13 protein-coding genes are annotated in these 14,392 nt (G+C 57.5%); 3 read left to right on the forward strand and 10 right to left on the reverse strand.

The genetic code is table 11. The features are described from left to right. Window positions 1-9: 9 nt before the first annotated feature. The gene (gene ybaL / locus HX773_RS09365; RefSeq protein WP_101762391.1) at window positions 10-1,698 is read right to left on the reverse strand and encodes a YbaL family putative K(+) efflux transporter; all 1,689 of its coding nucleotides are present in this window, start codon (window positions 1,696-1,698) and stop codon (window positions 10-12) included. Between the two features lie 219 nt (window positions 1,699-1,917). Continuing rightward, entirely contained in the window at window positions 1,918-3,114 is a 1,197-nt protein-coding gene (locus HX773_RS09370; RefSeq protein WP_176971296.1) for an MFS transporter, read from the reverse strand. 163 nt (window positions 3,115-3,277) lie between these two features. On the opposite strand from HX773_RS09370, the gene ushA reads away from it, so the two are divergent. Further along, window positions 3,278-5,029 carry a bifunctional UDP-sugar hydrolase/5'-nucleotidase UshA gene (gene ushA / locus HX773_RS09375; protein ID WP_176971297.1) on the forward strand — a complete coding sequence of 584 codons (1,752 nt, stop codon included), beginning with the start codon at window positions 3,278-3,280 and terminating at the stop codon, window positions 5,027-5,029. Between the two features lie 201 nt (window positions 5,030-5,230). On the opposite strand, the gene HX773_RS09380 is transcribed toward ushA, so the two are convergent. Further along, window positions 5,231-5,662: a multidrug/biocide efflux PACE transporter gene (locus HX773_RS09380; RefSeq protein ID WP_176971298.1), complete on the reverse strand. Its 432-nt coding sequence runs from the start codon at window positions 5,660-5,662 to the stop codon at window positions 5,231-5,233. Window positions 5,663-5,752: 90 nt separating this feature from the next. On the opposite strand from HX773_RS09380, the gene HX773_RS09385 reads away from it, so the two are divergent. Further along, entirely contained in the window at window positions 5,753-6,622 is an 870-nt protein-coding gene (locus HX773_RS09385; RefSeq protein WP_176971299.1) for a LysR family transcriptional regulator, read from the forward strand. Here the strand turns inward: HX773_RS09385 and ybaK are convergent. From ybaK to copA, 3 genes are all read right to left on the reverse strand, one after another. Then, window positions 6,619-7,098, reverse strand: a complete 480-nt coding sequence (ybaK, locus tag HX773_RS09390) for a Cys-tRNA(Pro)/Cys-tRNA(Cys) deacylase YbaK (protein ID WP_137385298.1) — start codon at window positions 7,096-7,098, stop codon at window positions 6,619-6,621. The two genes, HX773_RS09385 and ybaK, sit on opposite strands and share 4 nt — an antisense overlap. A 261-nt stretch (window positions 7,099-7,359) precedes the next feature. Then, window positions 7,360-8,160, reverse strand: coding sequence for a TraB/GumN family protein (locus tag HX773_RS09395; protein WP_176971300.1), 801 nt, complete (start codon window positions 8,158-8,160; stop codon window positions 7,360-7,362). Between the two features lie 68 nt (window positions 8,161-8,228). Next, on the reverse strand, window positions 8,229-10,748 hold the full coding sequence (copA, locus tag HX773_RS09400) for a copper-exporting P-type ATPase CopA (RefSeq protein WP_176971301.1): 2,520 nt from the start codon (window positions 10,746-10,748) through the stop codon (window positions 8,229-8,231). Window positions 10,749-10,844: 96 nt separating this feature from the next. Between copA and cueR the strand changes: the two genes are divergently transcribed. Further along, a complete protein-coding gene (gene cueR, locus HX773_RS09405; RefSeq protein WP_101762384.1) occupies window positions 10,845-11,261 on the forward strand; it encodes a Cu(I)-responsive transcriptional regulator in 417 nt (138 codons plus the stop codon). On the opposite strand, the gene HX773_RS09410 is transcribed toward cueR, so the two are convergent. The 4 genes from HX773_RS09410 to HX773_RS09425 form a co-directional block, all read right to left on the reverse strand. Beyond that, window positions 11,237-11,698, reverse strand: a complete 462-nt coding sequence (locus HX773_RS09410) for an NfeD family protein (RefSeq protein WP_008103840.1) — start codon at window positions 11,696-11,698, stop codon at window positions 11,237-11,239. The two genes, cueR and HX773_RS09410, sit on opposite strands and share 25 nt — an antisense overlap. Further along, window positions 11,695-12,609, reverse strand: coding sequence for an SPFH domain-containing protein (locus HX773_RS09415; protein WP_176971302.1), 915 nt, complete (start codon window positions 12,607-12,609; stop codon window positions 11,695-11,697). Before HX773_RS09415 ends, HX773_RS09410 begins: the two co-directional genes overlap by 4 nt. A 63-nt stretch (window positions 12,610-12,672) precedes the next feature. Beyond that, window positions 12,673-13,527: a co-chaperone YbbN gene (locus HX773_RS09420; protein WP_176971303.1), complete on the reverse strand. Its 855-nt coding sequence runs from the start codon at window positions 13,525-13,527 to the stop codon at window positions 12,673-12,675. 79 nt (window positions 13,528-13,606) lie between these two features. Further along, window positions 13,607-14,380: an SDR family oxidoreductase gene (locus tag HX773_RS09425; protein ID WP_176971304.1), complete on the reverse strand. Its 774-nt coding sequence runs from the start codon at window positions 14,378-14,380 to the stop codon at window positions 13,607-13,609. Between the last annotated feature and the right edge of the window lie 12 nt (window positions 14,381-14,392).

Raw genomic sequence — 14,392 nt, forward strand, 5'->3', positions numbered from 1 at the left:
CGCACTAACTCAAATCGGGCACTCACGTACAATCGGGTTCTGCGCAATCTCTTCTTCCAACACATGCAACATGCTGTTAGCGATCTCACGTTCGCCCATCACCACGCGATTCGCGCCGCGCTCCATAATGTAGGTCACTTCATCGTCATAATGCGCACGCGCAATAATCTCGATGTCCGGACGCTTCTCGCGCGCCGCTGTCACCACTTCACCGGCCTCGTAGCCATTGGGAATGGTCAGCAGCAGCCAGCGGGCACAGTCGAGGCGCGCTAATTCCATGGTATCCACGCGTGCCGCATTGCCCAGCACCGCTTTGATCCCTTGCTCGCGCAGCGCTTCAACGCGCGGACGGGAGTTCTCCACCACCACCAGCGGCACATCCGCTTCCATCAACTTTTGCCCCAGCAGGCTGCCCACGCGGCCATAACCCACCAGCACCGCGTGATTGCAGATATCCACCGGAATCTGCTTCTCTTCTTCGATAGCTTCTTCCAGCGTCTGCTCTTCGATGGTTTCGGTTTTGTCGAGATAACGTTCCAGCACGCTAAACAGAATTGGGTTAAGCATAATGGAGAGAATCGCCGCCGCCAGCACCAGATTGCGGCCTTCCTCGCTCAGCATACCGAGCGAGATGCCGAGGCCAGCGAGAATAAAGGCGAATTCACCAATCTGTGCCAGGCTCACCGAAATGGTCATCGCGGTACGACGTGAATGGCCAAGCAGCGTCACCAGCAGCCAGGCAGCAATGGATTTACCCAGTACGATAATCGCCAACGCGCCAAGCACCGCCAGCGGTTGCTCAATCAGGATCATCGGATCAAACAGCATGCCGACGGACACAAAAAACAGGACGGCGAAGGCATCACGCAGCGGCAAGGTATCGTGCGCCGCGCGGTGGCTGAGTTCAGATTCGTTCAGCACCATGCCGGCAAAGAAGGCGCCGAGGGCGAAGGAGACATCAAAGAATTCGACGGCGCCAAAGGCGATACCGAGCGCCAGCGCTAACACCGCAAGAGTAAACAGCTCACGCGAACCGGTCGCGGCACTTTTTGCCAGAATCCACGGCACCACGCGACGGCCCACCACCATCATCAGCACCATAAAGGCGACGACTTTACCGATGGTCAGCAGCAGATCCCACAACAGCAGCGTTGGGCTGGCATTGCCTTGTTCCAGCATGCCGGCGATGGCTGGCAGCAGAACCAGCGTCAGCACCATCACCAAATCTTCCACGATCAACCAGCCAATGGCGATTTGCCCGCGCTGGCTATCAATCAGCTGACGCTCTTCCAGCGCGCGCAGCAGCACCACGGTACTGGCGGTGGAAAGACACAAACCAAATACCAGGCCGGTCATCCACGACCAGCCCATTGTCCAGGAAAGTCCCATTCCCAGCAGCGTCGCCACGGCGATTTGCGCGATGGCGCCAGGAATGGCGATGGACTTTACCGACATTAAATCCTTCAGCGAGAAGTGCAAACCGACGCCGAACATCAGCAGAATAACGCCGAGTTCGGCCAGTTCCGGAGCAAGGTTGGTATCCGCGACAAAGCCTGGCGTGAAAGGGCCGGCTAAGACGCCAGCCAGAAGATAACCAACCAGCGGTGAGATGCGCAGGCGGTTTGCCAGCATACCAAGGAGAAATGCGAGGACCAGTCCCCCGACAATGGTAGTGATCAACGGTGTGGTGTGATGCATGCCTGTCTCCTTGTGTGCAAATGTATCCGCTTGTAACAACCTAGTGTAATGCACAATCACTCACCGCGTTTAAACATTTGAGCGGTAAAAGAGCACTAAATTGAAAAAATGAGACGAAAACGCAGCTGAAGCTCCATTTTCGTCAGTTATCTCACTATATCGGCTGGAAATACGCAGAATGAAGGGGGGCGAGGAAAAATAGTTGCCCCCCGAAAGGGCTCAGGCGTGACGGTTATCAGGCAGGAAAGCGGTCAAAAGGCCGATAAGTGGCAGCCAGGCACAGATTTGATAGACCCATTCGATGCTGGTGTGGTCGGCGACCACGCCTAACACCGCAGCGCCGAGTCCGCCCATCCCGAAGGCGAAACCGAAAAACAGCCCAGAAACCATACCGATACGTGCGGGCATCAGCTCTTGCGCGTAGACCAGAATGGCGGAAAACGCCGAGGCGAGGATTAGCCCGATGATCACGCTTAGCACGCTGGTCCACATTAATGTGGCGTGCGGCAATAACAGCGTGAACGGCGCAACGCCAAGGATCGACACCCAAATCACGTATTTACGGCCAATCTTATCGCCAATCGGCCCGCCAATAATGGTGCCCGCTGCCACCGCGCCGAGGAAGGCAAACAGATGGAATTGCGAAGCCTGCACTGAAAGCCCGAACTTCTGCATTAAATAGAAGGTGTAATAGCTGCTGATACTGGTGAGATAGAAGTATTTAGAGAAGATCAGCAGCAGCAGAATACTGATCGCCAGCGCCACCTTTTTGCGCGGCAGCGGGTTCACCGGCGTTGCGGTGGCGGTGGATTTACTGGCGCGCTGCTGATGGCTGTACCAGCGGCTGACCTGCAGCAGCACGATAATGCCAAGCAGCGCCGCCAGCACAAACCAGCCGAGATGCCCTTTGCCGTACGGCGCGACGATCATCGCCGCGAGTAACGGCCCAAGCGCGCTGCCGAAGTTGCCGCCCACCTGGAACAGCGATTGCGCCAATCCGTGACGGCCGCCGGAAGCCATACGCGCTACGCGTGAGGATTCGGGATGGAACACCGATGAACCGCTGCCGACCAACGCCGCTGCCAGCAGCACTTGCGTATAGCTGGTGGAGAAGGTCAGCAGAATCAGCCCGCACAGCGTAAAGCCCATGCCGACGGGCAGCGACCAGGGTTTGGGATACTTATCGGTGTAATGTCCAATCAGCGGTTGCAGCAGCGAAGCGGTAACCTGGAAGGTTAGGGTAATCAGACCGATCTGCACGAAGTTGAGGTTGAAATCCTTCTGCAGCATCGGGTAGATCGCCAGCAGCAGCGATTGCAGCATATCGTTGAGGAGATGCGCAATGCTGATGGCGCCCAAAATGCCAAACGCGGTACGGCCCGGCGCGCGTGCCGGTGATGCGATTTCACTTGCCATAAAAATCCTGAAAAGGGGCGGTTTAGTTATCAGATTGTTACTTGCTGAATGACTCTATAAGCCTTTGGTCTTGAGTTAAAGTGCCATCTGTGCGACACAGAAGGGCGATTACGCACATTAAGTCCACCGCTAAGTGGAAAAACGCAGAATAAGGAGATCGGCTTTGTTTTTATCACCGCGAAAGGGGCGCTGGCTGGCGCTGACAGTGTTACTGCTGCCGATGCTGGCGCAGGCGTGGCAAACGGATCGCAGTTATCGTTTCAGCATTCTGCACACCAACGATCATCACGGTCGTTACTGGCCCAACGCGCAGGGCGAATATGGCCTCGCCGCACAGAAAACCCTGATGGATCAACAGCGCTACGATGTGCAGGCCAAAGGCGGCGGCGCGCTGATCTTGTCGGCGGGCGATGTGAACACCGGCGTACCAGAGTCAGACATGCTGGATGCTGAACCTGACATTCGCGGCATGAACCTGGTGGGCTATGACGCCATGGCGCTGGGCAACCACGAATTCGACAAACCACTTAGCGTGCTGCAAAAGCAGCAGAAGTGGGCCAAGTTTCCGTTCCTTTCAGCCAACATCTATCAAAAAGGCACCGACACGCGCTTATTTAAGCCGTGGGCGACCTTTAACCGCATGGGGCTGAAAATTGCGGTGATCGGCCTGACCACCACCGACACGCTGCGCATCTCCAATCCGGAAAACATTGCGACGATTGATATTCGCGATCCGGTGAAAGAGACCGAAAAAGCGGTGGCGGAATTACGCGCCAGCGAAAAGCCTGATGTCATCATCGCGCTGACGCACATGGGCCATTACGACGACGGCCAGCACGGCAGCAATGCGCCGGGCGACGTCGAGCTGGCGCGCAGCCTGCCGCCGGGCACCATCAACGTGATCATTGGCGGCCATTCGCAGGATGCGGTGTGCATGGAGAAAGAGAACGTCAGTGTAAAAGATTATCAGCCGGGCCAGCCTTGCCAGCCGGATCGTCAAAACGGCGTGTGGATCATGCAGGCGAAAGAGTGGGGAAAATTTGTTGGGCGCGGCGACTTCACCTTCCGCAATGGCGAGCTGACGCTGGAGAATTACCAACTGATCCCGGTCAACCTCAAACATAAAGTGAAGAATCTTGATGGCAGCGAATCCTGGCTCACCTGGCAGGAAGAGATCCCGAAAAATAGCGCGATGATGAAGCTGTTAACGCCGTATCAGCTGCGTGCTGGCAAGAAACTGGATGTCAACGTCGGCAGCAGCGACGGCGTGTTTGTCGGCGAGCGCGACAAGGTACGCTTCGAGCAGACCAATCTTGGGCAGCTGATTTTGCGCGCGCAGATGGCGGCGACCAAAGCGGACTTGGCGGTGATGAGCGGCGGCGGCATTCGCACTTCACTGGCGCAGGGCAATCTCAGCTGGCGCGATTTGTTGCAGGTGCAGCCGTTTGGCAATCAGGTGGTGTCAGTGACGCTGAGTGGTAATGAATTGCTGAGCTATCTGGCGACGGTTGCCAATATCAAAGTGGATTCCGGCGGCTTCGCGCAGTTCAGCAACATCAGTCTGGTGGCGGATGGTAAAGGCGTCAGCGACGTGAAGATTAATGGCGAACCGCTGCAAAAGGATAAAACCTACCGCATGGCGACTAACAGCTTTAACGCCAGCGGCGGCGATGGTTATCCGAACATTGAAACCCATGCTGGCTTCAGCAACAGCGGGCAGCGCGATGCGGATGTGCTGCGTGATTATGTCAGCCAGCATTCACCGCTGAAGGTAGCGGATTATCAACCTGGCGGGATTGTGCATCTGACGGCAGCACAAATTGAAGAGCGCAACAAAGCGCTGGAGAAGCAACGCAAGCCAAGCTATCCGCAAATGATTCTGGCGTGGATCTGGCCGCGCGCCGCGCAACATTGAACGTTGCGCACGTAGGGTCGCCATTCATGGCGTAATGCTCGTCAGTTAGGACATGAAAACCCCTAATTACCGAGAGCACACATTGTAGCGGCGCAATTCATTGCGCGATAAATCGCGCCGCTACGGAAAGTGCGGTGATTTGATACGGCGCTTAACTGATCGGCATTACGCCATTCATGGCGACCGCTTTTCAAATACGAATCACGCCTGACAGGATTTCTGCGTCACCCAACGGTGGCGCATCTTATCCCACACCCAGTTGTAAACCATGGTGTAGGGCAGGAAGAACAGGAAGAACGCCACTTCCAGCACAAAAGCTTCCAGCAGCGAAATATTCAGCATCCAGGCGGCAATCGGCAAGCCAATCAGGATAAAACCGCCTTCAAAGCCCAGCGCATGCATGGCGCGCAAACCGAATCCGCGTTTAACCTGCGGCGGCCAGATGCGATCAAAACCGGTGTTATAGATCATGTTCCACAGCATGGCGACGGTCGACAGCATAATCGCCAGCGCGCCCATTTGAAATAGCGGTTTCTCCATGATCCAGGCAGCCAGCGGCGCAACAGTGATAAGTGCCAACCCTTCAAAGCCTGCGGCATGACAAAAACGTTCTTTCAGCGAACGGGTACGCATATAAACCTCCTCATTGGTGATAACCCGCATTTTCGCACTGTGTGATGCTAAGATAAAATGATCACCTATCGATAAAAGCGATGGTTCACCATGAAGTATTCCCCGGAATCCCTTGAGGCGTTTGTGCAAACCGTGGCCAGCGGATCCTTTTCGGCGGCGGCGCGCGTGTTGTCTAAAAGCCAGTCCACCATCAGTAACGCAATCGCTAATCTGGAAGACGATCTGGGCTTCACGCTGTTTGATCGCAGCGGACGTAATCCGGTATTGACCGAGCATGGCCAGCGCGCCTTTGCGCAGGTGCAGCAGATCCTGGCCGCCAGCCAGCGGCTGGATGAACTGGCAGTGCGCTTGTCGCAGGGCGTAGAGCCGCGCCTGAGCCTGGCGATCTCCGATTTCTGGCAAGCCGATCATCATGAAAATCTGCTTAACCGGTTTGAAGTGCGTTATCCGGATATCGATTTTGAGTGCATGATCGCCGAGGATGCTGATGCATTAGATTTGATACAAGCCGGACGCGTGCATCTTGGCGTGGTGCGGGCGCAGCCGCAATTACCACCGGATTTGGCGGTGGCGCGCTTGCAAGTGGGGGCGCAGATGGCGATCTACCTGCATCAGGATCATGCGCTGTCGCAGCTTCAGCAGGTGAGTGAAGGGCAGTTGGGTGAGTTGCGGCATCTGCGGCTCAACACCTGGGTGCAAAATCGCGATCCCTTGCCCGCCGGACGCGTGTGGTCGGCGCCATCTTATTTGTTGCTGTTAGAGATGGCGGAGCAAGGTTTTGGCTGGAGTATATTGCCGCGCTGGCTGGTGGAGCAGTTTGGGCATCAGGTGCTGAAGGAGTTGCCGGTGCCGGGCTGGCCGCAGCATATCGCGGTTGATGTGGTGTGGTCACGGCGTAATCCGCCGGGACCGGCCGGGCGCTGGATGATCGATCAACTCTGCGCCCAGCAGCCCGATTAATCGCGCCGTGCGACGTCGGCCAGCGGTGCATCCAGCAGGCGAGACAAATCTTGCGCGGCCAGTTCGATATCCAGCCCGCGTTTGCCGCCAGAGATAAAGATGGTGGCAAACTCCGCCGCTTGCCGATCGATCACCGTTGGCAGGCGTTTTTTCTGACCCAGCGGGCTAATCCCGCCTACCAGATAACCGGTCACGCGCTGTGCCAGCTGCGGATCGGCCATATCCGCTTTCTTCGCGCCCAACGCTTTGGCGACCTTTTTTAGATCCAGCTGGGTTGAGACAGGCGTCACCGCAACCGCCAGCGCTTTGGCATCGCCGTTGAGCGACACCAGCAAGGTTTTGAACACCTGACGCGCATCCAGATTAAGCTTACGCACCGCTTCGTCGCCAAAGTTGGTTTCATGGCTATCGTGGTCGTAGGGATGCAGGGTAAAGGTGACTTTTTGTTTTTCCAGAAGTTTTACCGCGGGCGTCATGATCGGTCCTTGTTAGGAAAATTCTTATTTCAGTTTTGATGGAAAAACAGTGGCGAAATTCTGAACTTTGCGCGAGAATTGGCCCGCGCCAGCAAGAGATTGTTGGTGATAACCAAAATCATAAACAAATTCCTCTTTGACGGGCCAATATTATTATTGGCCTTCTTTTTTTTTGCCGAACGCAAAATTAATAAACCGCACAAGCCCGTAGCGGCGCGATTTATCGCGCAATAAATTGCGCCGCTACGAAATGTGCATGAATCAGCTCTTCAGCAGTCCTGGCAAATTATCATCGCCATATAGATGCAGCGCGCCCACCGCCACCACATAACGCCCTTTCGGTAACGCCAGCAGCAACTCGCGCCAGTGCTGATTGCGATTGCGCATCAGCGTGTCGTTGAGCTCGCTGCTAAAGGTGGTCGGCAGCGCGACCGGTTGCTGAGTGGGCGGCGCATCCAGCCACCAGCTGATCATGGTTTGCAGCAGGCGCGCGTTGGTGTGCCAGTGTTCCAGCGTATCCAGTAACAGCGGCAAACCATCCTGCGGCAGCGATTTCAGCAGGGCGATCTGCGTTTCCGGACCTTCCAGCTCGATAATGCGTTTGTTGGCCGCTTTGGCCGCCTGCAACAGCTGATAATCGATACCAAACTGTGGACGTAATCCCAGCCGCTGCGCCTGTTGCGCTTGCAACATCAGCGCAATCTGCCAGAACGGCAGCGTATCGAACAGGCTTAGTGACAACGAAAGCTCATCGCACAAGGCTTGCAGGCGCTGCAGCACGTCGTCGTCGAGTCGCATTGCCAGCGGCGGATGTTCATCATCATTGCTGAACGGCGATCCGCCCTGCGTGATATCGGCTTCGACAATCAGCGCGTCGGCTTTATGCAGCTGGCGTAATAGCCCGGCAGGTAGCGGTTGCATATCGCGCGTGCCCATGTGAATGCTGCCCGCCAGATGCAAACGACGATCGCCCAGCTGGATATCCATGGCCGGCCAGCTGTAACTGGCCGGAAAAAGGGTCGCGATCCGTTGTTGGATGCAGTGCCACAGACCGTGTCTCATTCCCTGTCCTTTTTAAGGCAAAAAACCATGCTAGCGATTTCATCCGATGAAAAACAGGGCTGTAATGGCTATTGCCGTTGCGCGGGCTTGAAGCGCAACAAACGGTTAGCGTTGCTCACCACGGTAATGGATGACAGCGCCATCGCCGCGCCCGCGACAATCGGGCTCAGCAGCATGTCGGTAAACGGATAGAGCACGCCCGCTGCAATCGGAATCCCCAGGCTGTTGTAAATAAAGGCACCCAACAGGTTTTGGCGCATATTGCGCAGCGTGGCGCTGGAGATCGACAGCGCATCGGCGACGCAGTGTAGATCGTTGCGCATCAGCGTCATGGCGGCGGTTTCTACCGCCACATCGCTGCCGCCGCCCATCGCAATGCCGACATCGGCTTGCGCCAGCGCGGGCGCATCATTGATGCCGTCGCCGACCATCACCACTTTGCGGCCTTGCTGCTGTAGCTGGATAATCGCCTGCGCTTTACCATCCGGCAACACGCCAGCAATCACTTCATCAATGCCCGCTTCACCGGCAATGGCCTGCGCGGTTTTTTGGTGATCGCCGGTCAGCATAATCAGGCGATAACCTTGCTGATGCAGACGCTGCAGCGCCGCTTTGCTCTCGGGACGCAAGCTGTCACGCAGTGCGATCAATCCCAGCAGCTGCTGATTGTCGGCCAGCAGCACCGGCGTTGCGCCTTGTGCGGCGAAGCGCGCGATATCATCCTGCGCGGCGCGATAATCAATTTGCTGCTCATCCAGCAGCGCCTGATTTCCCAGCAGCAGCATTCTGTCGGCAACTGTAGCGCTGATGCCTTTGCCGCGTATTGTACGAAATTGCTTAACCGCTTCGGTGCTCACCGCAGGCGCAGCCTCAAGAATCGCTTTGGCGAGCGGATGGCTCGAGCCTTGCTCCATCTGCGCCGCCGCGCTGAGCACCTGCTCGCGATTCCACTCGCCATATAGCACCACATCGCTGACCTGCGGCGTGCCGCGCGTCAGGGTGCCGGTTTTATCAAACACAATGGTATCGACTTCGCTGGCCCGCTGCAGCGCATCGGCGTCACGCACCAGCACGCCCAACTCTGCGGCGCGCCCGACGCCCGCAATCACCGACATCGGCGTGGCTAAACCCAAAGCGCAAGGGCAGGCGATGATCAGCACCGTGGTCACAATCACCAGCGTGTAAGCCAGCTGTGGCTGCGGACCCGCCAGATACCAAATCACCCCGCTCAGCAGCGCAATCGCCACTACCACCGGCACAAATACCGCGGAGATGCGATCCGCCAGCCGGCCAATATCCGGTTTGCTGCTTTGCGCCTGCCGCACCAGATTGATGATGCGCGCCAACGTGGTGTGGCTGCCGGTGGCGCGCGCCACAAAGTGCAGCGTGCCGTCTTGCACCAGCGTACCCGCAAAGATTTTATCGCCCGGCTGTTTGGCCTGCGGCACTGCCTCGCCTGTCAGCATCGCTTCATCCAGCCAGGCTTCACCGCTGGCGACCTCACCGTCCACCGGTACGCGATCGCCGGTGACCAGCTTCAGCGTCATGCCGGACTGAACCTCGCTGAGCGGCAGCAGCATTTCACCCTGATCGCTGATCACCCGCGCCTGCGCTGGGGTTAAATCCAGTAATCGTTCCAGCGCCTTCGAGGCGCGCTGGCGTGCGCGCTGCTCCAGCGCATGGCCGAGATTGATCAGGCCAACGATCATCACGCTGGCTTCGAAATAGAGATGACGTGCCTGATGCGGGAAGAATTCGGGCCAAAGGGCGACGCTCATCGAATAGAGCCACGCCGCGCCGGTTCCCAGCGCCACCAGCGTGTCCATGGTGGCGGTGCCGTGACGTAAACTGCGCCACGCGCTGCGATAGAAGTGCCCACCGGCCATCACCATCACCAGCAAGGTAATCATGCCGAGCGTGCGCCACAGCGTTTGGTTATCTGCGCTCAGCATCATGTTGTCGCCGAGCATGCCCCAAATCATCATCGGCACGCCGAGCAGCAATGCCAGCGCCGATTGCCAGCTAAAACGGCGCATGGCTTGCTGCGCGCTGACCTGCTGGCGTTCGCGTCGGGTTTGTTCATCCTCGATCACTTCGGCGGAATAACCGGCCTGATCGACCGCGCTCACCAGCGCTTCGGCGTTTGCATCGCCCAATATCAGCGCGCTGCGCTCACCGAGATTGACGCGTGCCTGACTGACGCCCGGCACCTTTTGCAGCGCCTGTTCCACGCGGCTCACGCAGCTGGCGCAGCTCATGCCGCCAATCAGTAAATGATGCACAGGAAGCTCAGCTTCAGTGGATGGTGCCGGTTGCGACTCCGTTGTCAGCGCCTCCGGCGGCGGCTCTGTAGCTGTCAACGGATCAGGCTTTGGGCTGGTTGCGCCGTCTTTCAGCACCGCGTGATAACCGGCTTGTTCAACCGTAGCGATCAGATCGCTGGCGCTCGCCGCACCGGTCACGCGCGCTTCTTGCTGCGTGACGTCCGCCTGTTCAACATCGCTGCGCTGCTCCAGCGCTTCTTTGACGCGTTTAACACAGTGGCCGCAGGACAAGCCGTCCAGCGCCAGCAGTTGGGTATGTGACATGGTGTACTCCTCAGGCTAATGATTTTGACTGCATGCAAAATTTGCATTAGAACTACAGCCTAAACCTTCCCCTGAATGGAAGGTCAAGGGGGAAAGATGAACATCAGCGATGTGGCAAAAAAAACCGGGCTCACCAGCAAAGCGATTCGCTTCTACGAAGAGAAGGGCGTGGTGACGCCGCCGTCGCGCGGTGACAATGGCTATCGCCATTACGCGGCGCATCATATTGATGAGCTGAATCTGCTGCGTCAGGCGCGTCAGGTAGGTTTTACGCTGGAAGAGTGCCGGGAATTGGTGACGCTGTTCAACGATCCCGCGCGCCACAGCGCCGATGTTAAAGCGCGCACCTTGCAGAAAGCCGACGAGATTGCTGCGCACATCGAAGAGTTACATGCGATGCGCGCGCGCTTGCTGGAACTGGCGGAGGCTTGCCCCGGCGATGACAGCGCAGAGTGCCCGATCATCAATCACCTGGCCGGTTGCTGCCATCACGCCGATGGAAAGCGCGGCTGAATCATCAGCGTAATGCCGACCACGCCGGTGACTATAACTGGCGTGCCCGCCGGCAGATCGCTATCTGCTTGCACGCGCCAGCTGCTGTCGCCAATGCGCACATGACCAAGGCCGTTTTTCAGCGCGTTATCCAGCGTCAGCTGCATGCCCATTAACTGGTTGCCGCGCTGGTTAAGCGTGTTGGCGACCTGCGACGATTCGCGATAGCGCATCCAGCGATGCCAGAAGAACGCGCTCAGCAGCGTCATCACCGCAAATACAATGCCCTGACTGGTCCATGAGATGGGAAACAGCCATTCAATCAGCGCCACCGCGACGGCGGCTAAGCCACTCCACAGCAGATAACCGCTGGTGCCGAGCATTTCGGCGGCCAACAGCAGGCCGCCCAACGTCAGCCAGAACCAGTGTGGATGCGCAATCAGCTCCATCAGGATCATGGTCTGCGCTCCGTCCGGCTCTCCTTCAGCAACTCACTGATACCGGCAATTGAACCGAGCAGGCTGCTGGCGTCCAGCGGCATCATCACCACTTTACTGTTGTTGGCTTCGCCGATTTTTTGCAGCGCGTCGGTGTATTTCTGCGCCACGAAGTAGTTCACCGCCTGAATATCACCGGCAGCTATCGCCTCGGAGACCATGCGCGTCGCCGTGGCTTCCGCTTCCGCCTGACGCTCGCGCGCTTCGGCTTGCAGGAAGGCCGAGGTACGTTCGCCTTCCGCTTTGAGGATCTGCGACTGCTTGTCACCTTCGGCGCGCAAAATCGCCGCCTGACGTACCCCTTCGGCGGCAAGGATGTCGGCGCGTTTGGTACGTTCCGCCTTCATCTGCGCGTTCATCGCGGCAATCAATTCCTGCGGCGGGCGCACATCACGGATTTCGATACGGGTGATTTTCACGCCCCACGGATTGGTGGCTTCATCGACGATATGCAGCAGACGCGTGTTGATGTTGTCGCGCTGCGACAGCATCTCATCCAGCTCCATGCTGCCGAGCACGGTGCGGATATTGGTCATGGTCAGATTCAGGATCGAGAGTTCAAGATTGCTGACTTCATAGGCGGCGCGCGCTGGATCGACAACCTGGATAAAGCACACCGCATCAATGGTGACGTTGGCGTTGTCTTTGGAGATGATTTCCTGCGAAGGGATATCGAGCACCTGTTCCATCATATTGATTTTGCGACCAACGCGATCCATGAACGGTACAAGCAAATTGAGGCCGGGCGCCAGCGTTTTGGTGTAGCGGCCAAAGCGCTCCACCGTCCACTGATAGCCCTGTGGAACAATTTTTACACCGGCCCACACGGTAACGAGTGCGAGCACAATGATGACGGGAATAACCGTTAACATATAACCTCCTGGCTGTCAGATTGTCGGGCCGAATCGTTCGGCCCGTTTAACGCGCGGTACCGATCAGTACAGCAGCGAGTAAAGCTGGCGGCGATAGCGCGTGGCGAGGGTGTCGCCGGTGCCGAGTGCGGCCAAAATCTCCTGGAACATTTTACGCACCTGGCCGTCACCGACGCTGAGATCGCTTTTCAGGAAGCTGAACAACAACTCCAGCGCTTCCTCGTTGCGGCCAACCTGATGCAGCTGTAACGACAGTTTAGCAGCCAGCTCGGCATTGGTCGGATCGCTGGCTAACTGCTCCTGCAACAGCTGAATTTCGGGCGTATCGGCGGCCTGCTTTAACAGGTCGATTTGCGAGATCAGGCTCTGATAACGCGTGTCCTGATCCTGCAGCGGCACCGCATCCAGCACGGTTTCTGCTTCGTCGCTGCGGCTCAGGGTGATCAACACTTCTGCCAGCAGGAAGCCAATTTCGCTGTTTTTGTTGCTCAGCTGCCAGGCGTCTTTCAGCAGCGGCAGCGCTTCCAGCGGTTTGCCTTCGTGCATCAATTGCATCGCCTGCTGCGCTTTAACTTCTTCTTCACGCGGCAACACTTTTTGCAGCAGAGCGCGAATCGCCTCTTCCGGCTGCGGTCCCTGGAAGCCGTCAACCGGCTGACCGTTCTGGAACAGATAAACGGTTGGGATCGAGCGCAGGCCAAACTGCGATGCCACCATCTGCTCTTTATCGCAATCCAGCTTCGCCAAAATAAACTGACCGGCATACTCCTGCGCCAGGCGATCCAGCACCGGCGTCAGTTCCAGACAGTGCTGACTGCGTTCGGACCAGAAATAAAACAGCACCGGCAGCTGCATCGACTGTTCTAAGGTCTGCTGCAGGTTGGATTCGTTGATGTCGATAATCAAAGCGTGTGACATGAATACGTCTCTTGTCAGAAAGTGTGTTGAGGATATGGGGGCAAGCTGCCCCGGTTCAAGTTTGATTCTGCGTTGCAGCTTAGTTGCTGCGCAAAATGCGATCCAGTATCCAACCTGGCAGCAGGCGTTTCAGCAGGCTCATCGCCCAGGCCACCAGCGTCACCGGATAGCGCAGACGCGGATGTTTGCTCTCTAACGCGTGGCGCAGCTTCGGTAAAATCGCTTCCGGCGGCAGAGTGAAACGCGCGGCGATGCCCGGATTGCGCACCGGTTTATCCTGCTGGCCCTGATGCACGTTATCGGTGAAACGGGTACTAATCGGGCCGGGCTCAATCAAGCTGACGCGCACGCCAGAGTCGCGCACTTCGAGACGCAGCGCATCACTCCAGGCTTCCAGCGCCCATTTGCTGGCGGCATAGGCGCCGCGCCCCGGCGTGGAGATCAGTCCCAGCACCGAGCTGGTATTGACGATGCGCCCGTTGCCGCTGGCTTGCAGCGCGGGCAGCAGGCGCATGGTCAGTTGATGAGTGCCAAACAGGTTGGTGGAAAATTGCTTCTCGAGCTGCTGACGCGAGACGCTGCTGAGCGGCCCATATTGACCAAAACCGCCGTTGTTAAACAGCGCGTGCAGGCGATGATCGGTGAGTTCCAGCACGCGGTCGGCGGCGGCATCGACGCTGGCGGCATCATCCAAATCCAGCTGCACGCCAGTAAATCCCAGCGCTTCCATGCGCGCCACATCGTCGGCGCGGCGACAGGCGGCCAGCACGCGATAGCCGCGTGACAAAAGATCGTTCGCGGCGACCAAACCAATGCCGCTGGAGCAGCCGGTGATGAGAATTGTTTTTTGCATTTCTTTACCCGT

The organism is Pantoea sp. B9002, assembly GCF_013385945.1.
Taxonomy (GTDB): domain Bacteria; phylum Pseudomonadota; class Gammaproteobacteria; order Enterobacterales; family Enterobacteriaceae; genus Pantoea.

Bases quoted from the DNA above. Each gene is read 5' to 3' on its own strand.
- HX773_RS09385 (WP_176971299.1), top strand. From the start codon at position 5,753: ATGAAGTATTCCCCGGAATCCCTTGAGGCGTTTGTGCAAACCGTGGCC.
- HX773_RS09420 (WP_176971303.1), bottom strand. From the start codon at position 13,527: ATGTCACACGCTTTGATTATCGACATCAACGAATCCAACCTGCAGCAG.
- ybaK (WP_137385298.1), bottom strand. From the start codon at position 7,098: ATGACGCCCGCGGTAAAACTTCTGGAAAAACAAAAAGTCACCTTTACC.
- HX773_RS09370 (WP_176971296.1), bottom strand. From the start codon at position 3,114: ATGGCAAGTGAAATCGCATCACCGGCACGCGCGCCGGGCCGTACCGCG.
- cueR (WP_101762384.1), top strand. From the start codon at position 10,845: ATGAACATCAGCGATGTGGCAAAAAAAACCGGGCTCACCAGCAAAGCG.
- ybaL (WP_101762391.1), bottom strand. From the start codon at position 1,698: ATGCATCACACCACACCGTTGATCACTACCATTGTCGGGGGACTGGTC.
- HX773_RS09425 (WP_176971304.1), bottom strand. From the start codon at position 14,380: ATGCAAAAAACAATTCTCATCACCGGCTGCTCCAGCGGCATTGGTTTG.
- copA (WP_176971301.1), bottom strand. From the start codon at position 10,748: ATGTCACATACCCAACTGCTGGCGCTGGACGGCTTGTCCTGCGGCCAC.
- HX773_RS09415 (WP_176971302.1), bottom strand. From the start codon at position 12,609: ATGTTAACGGTTATTCCCGTCATCATTGTGCTCGCACTCGTTACCGTG.
- HX773_RS09410 (WP_008103840.1), bottom strand. From the start codon at position 11,698: ATGATCCTGATGGAGCTGATTGCGCATCCACACTGGTTCTGGCTGACG.
- HX773_RS09380 (WP_176971298.1), bottom strand. From the start codon at position 5,662: ATGCGTACCCGTTCGCTGAAAGAACGTTTTTGTCATGCCGCAGGCTTT.
- HX773_RS09395 (WP_176971300.1), bottom strand. From the start codon at position 8,160: ATGAGACACGGTCTGTGGCACTGCATCCAACAACGGATCGCGACCCTT.